The sequence below is a fragment of the Oleiphilus sp. HI0080 genome (assembly GCF_001635135.1).
This window is the reverse complement of record NZ_LWFU01000319.1, coordinates 1-6,553: the sequence shown is the minus strand read 5'-3', so window position 1 is coordinate 6,553 and position 6,553 is coordinate 1. Positions and strand designations below refer to the sequence as shown.

The window sequence follows — 6,553 nt, the reverse complement described above, 5'->3', positions numbered from 1 at the left end:
TCTTCTTCTCCGGCCTGCCCCGTCTCCAGAGAACCTAGGCAGCCCAACTCACCTTCTACCGAGACACCACACGCATGCGCCATCTCAACAGTGCGGCGAGTAACATCAACATTGTATTCATAATCTGTGGGCGTCTTACCGTCTTCTCCCAGAGAACCATCCATCATGACCGATGAAAAACCGAGTTGTATTGAACGCTGGCAAACCGAAGGGGACGTGCCGTGGTCTTGGTGCATGACAACCGGAATGTGCGGAAATTCTTCAATCGCGGCGAGAATAAGGTGACGCAAGAATGGTGCACCTGCATACTTTCGTGCTCCTGCAGATGCCTGAACAATTACCGGGCTATCGGTTTGATCTGCCGCTTCCATAATCGCGCGCATTTGCTCGAGGTTATTTACGTTAAAAGCCGGAACGCCGTAACCATGCTCCGCGGCATGGTCCAGCATTTGTCGCATACTAATTAAAGCCATTTTTTTCGCTCCTGAAGAAAATTATTGTTGCGCGCGCTCTGTTAGCATCGCGACCGCTGGCAGTGTCTTGCCTTCTACAAACTCAAGGAAAGCGCCACCACCTGTGGAAATATAAGAAACCTTATCAGCAATCCCGTACTTATCAACCGCTGCGAGTGTGTCACCTCCGCCAGCAATCGAGAATGCGTCGCTCGCTGCAATCGCTTCGGACAGCGCTTTCGTGCCTTCGCCAAACTGATCAAACTCGAACACGCCAACAGGGCCGTTCCATATGATGGTTCCGGCACTTTTAATAATCTCTGCAAATTGTGCCGACGTTTGCTGACCAACATCAAAGATCATATCCGCATCCGTCACATCATCAGCGGCTTTTGCGGTGGCAACAGCTGTTTCGGAGAACTCTTGACCAACAACGACATCAACAGGTGTCGGGATCGAGGTTTTCGATGCAAGCACACGTGCATTATCTAAAAGGTCGGCTTCATAAAGCGACTTACCGACTGGTTTACCTGCCGCAGCTAAGAATGTATTCGCAATACCACCACCGACTATTAATTGATCGACTTTCTCTGAAAGCGATTCGAGCACAGTCAGTTTAGTAGAGACTTTTGAGCCACCAACGATCGCCACGAGTGGCCGCTTAGGCGTCTGCAAGGCTTTCCCTAACGCGTCTAGCTCAGCGGCGAGTAATGGACCTGCACACGAAACAGGCGCAAAACGCCCGACACCATGGGTAGATGCCTGAGCTCGGTGTGCAGTGCCAAAGGCGTCCATTACATATACATCACACAAAGAGGCGTAGAGTTTGGAAAGCGCTTCATCGTCTTTTTTCTCGCCCTTGTTAAATCGAACGTTTTCAAAAAGCACTACATCGCCGCTGCTAATATCGTCCGGAGCTTTCAGCTCCTTGACCAAAGGCACAGGCTTGCCTAAGAGCTCTGAGAGGTGCTCCGCAACGGGCTTCAAGGAGAACTCGTCTGCATACTCGCCCTCAGTCGGACGCCCTAAATGGGACATCAGCATCACTTTAGCCCCTGCGTCGCACGCCGCCTGGATCGTTGGAAGCGATGCGCGGATGCGAGCATCGCTGGTCACCTTACCGTCTTTTACAGGGACATTTAGGTCCTCACGAATAAGGACGCGCTTCCCTTTCAGGTCAAGGTCAGACATCTTGATAACGTTCATATGGTTTTACCTACAAAAAGTTCTAAAACAAAACTAAATTAATTCAAATACTCACGACACCAGTGATCAGCCACATCAAGCATGCGATTAGCGAAGCCCCACTCATTATCAAACCAAACCAGAACCTTAACGAGACTGCCTTGGCTAACCCGAGTCTGGCTGCCATCAATTGTGCAAGAATGCGCATCTTGAATGAAGTCGCTCGAAGCTAAGGGCTCTTCGGTGTAAGCCATCACGCCGCAGTACGATGTGCGAGCGCGCTCTGCGAGCAGAGCATTGACTTCAGCAGCAGAAACATCGCGCTCGACAACAACGTTAAGGTCTATCGCAGAAACGTTGATCGTCGGCACTCGCATGGCGACTGCATTTAAACGCCCTTCTAGCTCTGGTAAAAGACGCTCGATCCCTTTTGCAAGCGCAGTCTCAACAGGGACCATATTGCTCATTGCGCTTCGGGTTCTCCGGAGGTCTTTGTGGTGGTATGCATCAATGATTGGTTGATCATTCATTGCAGAGTGTATCGTCATCAGGCTACCTGACGCGATACCGAAACTTTCGTGAAGCGAGTGGAGAACGGGCACAATTGCATTCGTCGTACAAGATGCATTTGAAACGATGAAATCATTTCGGGTTATGGTGTCTTCATTAACGCCAAAAACAACCGTCTTATCAACATCGCTACTAGCGGGCTGAGAAAACAATACGAACTTAGCGCCCGCATTTATATGTTTCTGAGCATCGGCTCGAGTCGCGTAAACACCTGTACATTCGAGCACGATATCAACCGAAAGTTCTTTCCACCTTAAGCTATCAAGGTCTTCGAAGTGAGATAAGTTTATCTCGTCACCATCGACTTCAAGTGTATTCTTATCCTTCACAGAAACTGGCAAACGGAACCGACCATGCGTGCTATCGTAGCGCGTGAGATACGCCACCGTATCGATATCCGCAAGTTCATTAATCGCCACTATCTCGCAGGATTTACGCACATTACTCGAATAAAGCGCCCTTAAGACGCTTTGCCCAATTCGGCCATAGCCATTAATGGCAATACGCCACTTCATACACGTTCGCCTTGGCTAATTAAAGCAACTCTTCTGCTGTCGCAATCACGTTTTCGACTGTGAAACCGAACTCTTCAAACAACAAATTAGCAGGTGCAGACTCACCAAAGGTTTCCATGCCGATAACGCGGCCGTCCAAACCGACATATTTATACCAAAAGTCACTAATTCCAGCTTCAATCGCAACGCGGGCTGTGACATCAAGAGGTAAAACACTCTGCTTATACTCTGCACTCTGACGATCGAAAACGTCAGAAGACGGCATCGAAACCACACGCACATTTTTGCCTGAGGTGCTTAATTCGTCTGCAGCTTGCTGGGCCAACGCGACTTCTGAACCAGTCGCAATAAGAATGAGATCAGGCGTTCCTGAACAGTCTCTAAGAACATAGGCTCCTTTCTCGATATCGGAAACCTGATCAGCATTTCGCTCTTGATGCGGAAGGTTTTGACGTGAAAAAACAAGCGATGAAGGGCCGTCTCTACGCTCAACTGCAGCTTTCCAAGCAACCGCCGACTCAACAGCATCACAGGGCCGCCAACAATCCATATTCGGAGTCGTGCGCAGAGATGCCATTTGCTCGACGGGCTGGTGCGTCGGGCCGTCTTCACCCAAACCGATAGAGTCATGTGTGTACACAAAAATAGAACGCTGCTTCATAAGCGCAGCCATGCGCACAGCGTTGCGCGCATATTCCATAAAGATCAAGAATGTTGCACCGTAAGGTACAAAACCACCATGCAGGGCGATACCGTTCATGATCGCCGACATACCAAATTCGCGAACACCATAGTGTAGATAGTTGCCCGAAGCATCATCCGCCGTAACGGCCTTAGAATCGCTCCACATGGTTAAGTTGGAGGGTGCCAAGTCCGCTGAACCGCCCATTAGTTCTGGCAACAAGGGACCAAACGCATTCAGAGTATTTTGAGATGCTTTTCGACTTGCAACCGTATTGCCGTCCTGTTGGCATTGTTCAATATAAGCCTGCGCTTTCGCAGCGAAATCAGCAGGTAGATCACCAGCAAGGCGTCGTTTAAGCTCAACCGCCAAATCTGGATAAGCTGATGCATAGGTATCAAAACGAGAATTCCAGCTCGCCTCTGATGCTGCACCTTTGTCTTTCGCGTTCCATGCACTATAAATGTCTTCCGGAACCTCAAAAGGGCCATGCTCCCAGCCAAGCTTTTCTCGGGTTAGGACGATCTCATCGTCACCAAGAGGGGCCCCGTGACAATCTTCTTTACCTTCTTTATTTGGGGAGCCGAAACCGATCACTGTTTTACAGCAGATAATTGTTGGCTGTGTTGTGTTGGCTTTCGCTTGCGCTAACGCAGCTTCGATGGCATCTGAATCGTGGCCATCTACCGCTGGAATGACTTGCCAGCCATATGATTCGAATCGCTTCGGAGTATCGTCAGTGAACCAACCTTCAACTTCACCATCGATAGAAATGCCGTTGTCATCGTAAAAGACGACCAGTTTGCCCAAGCCTAAGGTGCCAGCCAGTGAACATACTTCGTGAGAAATACCTTCCATCAAGCAGCCATCGCCTGTAAACGCATAAGTATAATGGTCAACAATCTCATGGCCATCACGATTAAATTGCGCCGCAAGCGATTTTTCAGCGATCGCCATGCCAACAGCATTCGCGATGCCTTGCCCAAGCGGACCTGTCGTCGTTTCAACACCAGGGGCATAGCCATATTCCGGGTGACCCGGAGTTCTGGAGTGCAACTGTCGGAAATTTTTTAGGTCATCAATGCTGAGATCATAGCCAGTAAGGTGCAATAGCGAATAAATAAGCATAGAGCCGTGACCATTTGACAGAACAAAGCGGTCGCGATTTGCCCAGTCTGGGTTCGCAGGATTGTGATTTAAATGGCCGTTCCATAATACTTCTGCGATATCCGCCATACCCATCGGCGCACCGGGGTGGCCTGACTTGGCTTTCTGAACTGCGTCCATACTTAAAGCGCGAATGGCGTTCGCTAGATGACGGCGTGATGGCATCGATGATCTCCCAGGAATTGAATAATTGAATCTGCTTGAAAAAAGCGCGTGTATTTTCGCTTAAATGTGATGGCTGAGCAACAGCCACCGCTATGCGGTGGCAAAATAACTCAGATTCTCGCTAGCTGGCGTGCGTTGTACTTTGTGCGAGATCAAGAAGCTCTCGTAAGGCAACTGAGTACATTGCGTATTCGGCATCGTCGGTTGCCTTCAGCTCGGTAAGCGTTTGCTGCCAACGGGAAACCAAGTCAGAATGCTGCTCCATCCAAGAGTCGATGCGTTTTTGCATATCCTTCGGAGAGCCCTTCATATTAAGCAAGCCGACCGTTAACGCCCGCTGCTGCCAATCCAAGTCCTCTCGAAACGCCTCACGAGCCAGCGCCTGCCAATGAGTAGAAGGCGTCAGCGAGTCGATCTGCTGCGCAAACCAATTCAAATCAAGATAATCGCCAATGCTGTAGTAGACCTCAGCCACTCTCTCTAATGAGGCGCTCGAACTTTCATGCGCTTCAATGATGCCAAGGGCGGCGTAGGTAAAGCTCGCTCCTGAAACAAGGCCTGCAACATCCTCTGGCACACCTTCCTCCACAAGCGATTGGTGTCTCTGCTCCCAGCGATCTTTAACACTACCTCTTAAGTATTTATGCAAATCGCTAGAAATTTGAGTCACACCTTTTGAGAAGCGCTCTATGTCGGCAAGCACCTTGAGCTCAGAGCGTCGATTTCTAATCAACCATCGTACAGCCCTGCGCATGAGCGACATGAGCTGGGTCATCATCTCAATTTGTGTGGCGGCAGACACTTTATAATCAAGACCTTCGATCGTCTCCCACCAATGATCTAGTTTAAAAACATCCCGCGCAATGAGGTAAGCCATGGCAATCGATGTTGCATTCGCCCCCGTAGAGTTGTTCAAGCGCGCCACAAACGAAATCCCCATGTGGTTGATCATATCGTTAGCAACTTGCGTTGCGACAATTTCACTATGCAACTGATGATTGTCGATCTCTTTTTTAAACTTTTTACTCAAGCGAGCTGGAAATACTCGGTGTATCTCTGACGAAACGTAGTCGTCCGCAGTAAAGCACTCTTGATTAAGCGCTTCCTTCATATCCCCTTTAACATAAGAGATCAGCACCGCAAGCTCAGGACGCGTCAACCCTTTTCCATTGGATTTGCGTTCGATCATTTGCTCCTCAGATGGAAGGAACTCAAGTTCACGATTTAGCTTTCCTGCCGACTCAAGCGAGTTCATTAACCGTCGATATTCTTCGATACGCGCTACTGCTTCGTAGTTAGCAATACTAATTGCTTGCGTTTGCCTATAGTTATGTCGAAGAACATGTTCCGCTACATCATCGGTCATGTCATAAAGCAGACTATTTCTTTGTTTTTCAGTTAAATCTCCTGCTGTTACCACACCATTGAGCAAGATCTTGATATTCACTTCGTTGTCAGAGCAATCAACGCCCCCTGCATTATCAATGAAATCCGTGTTCAGCAAGCCGCCCTGGGTGGCGAATTCAATTCGGGAATTCTGCGTCATTCCTAAATTGCCACCTTCACCAATCACTTTCACTTTCAGGTCTTTCGCATCAACCCGAAGGCCGTCATTCGCCTTGTCTCCGCAATCTGCATGACTCTCATGAGACGCTTTAATGTAGGTTCCTATCCCGCCGAACCATAACAAATCCATGTCAGCTTTTAATATCTCATGTATCAATGCTGTCGGTGCGAGCGCAGCGACGTCAAGGCCTAGCCATTTTTTAATTTCTGGGGTGAGTTTGATGGACTTTGCGTCACGACTAAAAATTCCA

The 6,553-nt window shown here is 49.0% G+C and carries 5 protein-coding genes; all 5 read right to left on the bottom strand.

From position 1 onward, the window contains the following. On the bottom strand, nt 1–473 hold a 473-nt coding region (locus A3751_RS03770), incomplete at its 3' end, for a class II fructose-bisphosphate aldolase (RefSeq protein ID WP_197466162.1). A 21-nt stretch (nt 474–494) separates the two neighbouring features. Then, nucleotides 495–1,658 carry a phosphoglycerate kinase gene (locus tag A3751_RS03765; protein ID WP_068452286.1) on the bottom strand — a complete coding sequence of 388 codons (1,164 nt, stop codon included), beginning with the start codon at nt 1,656–1,658 and terminating at the stop codon, nt 495–497. Between the two features lie 38 nt (nt 1,659–1,696). Beyond that, nucleotides 1,697–2,722 carry a type I glyceraldehyde-3-phosphate dehydrogenase gene (gene gap / locus A3751_RS03760; RefSeq protein ID WP_068452283.1) on the bottom strand — a complete coding sequence of 342 codons (1,026 nt, stop codon included), beginning with the start codon at nt 2,720–2,722 and terminating at the stop codon, nt 1,697–1,699. A gap of 19 nt (nt 2,723–2,741) precedes the next feature. Further along, nucleotides 2,742–4,736 carry a transketolase gene (tkt, locus tag A3751_RS03755; protein ID WP_068452279.1) on the bottom strand — a complete coding sequence of 665 codons (1,995 nt, stop codon included), beginning with the start codon at nt 4,734–4,736 and terminating at the stop codon, nt 2,742–2,744. Nucleotides 4,737–4,857: 121 nt separating this feature from the next. Next, nucleotides 4,858–6,553 (bottom strand): NAD-glutamate dehydrogenase domain-containing protein (locus A3751_RS03750; protein ID WP_197466161.1); only part of this gene is annotated, 1,696 nt, incomplete at its 5' end.

Excerpts from the sequence above, each read along its gene's own strand:
- gap (WP_068452283.1), bottom strand. The coding sequence starts at position 2,722 with ATGAAGTGGCGTATTGCCATTAATGGCTATGGCCGAATTGGGCAAAGC.
- tkt (WP_068452279.1), bottom strand. The coding sequence starts at position 4,736 with ATGCCATCACGCCGTCATCTAGCGAACGCCATTCGCGCTTTAAGTATG.
- A3751_RS03765 (WP_068452286.1), bottom strand. The coding sequence starts at position 1,658 with ATGAACGTTATCAAGATGTCTGACCTTGACCTGAAAGGGAAGCGCGTC.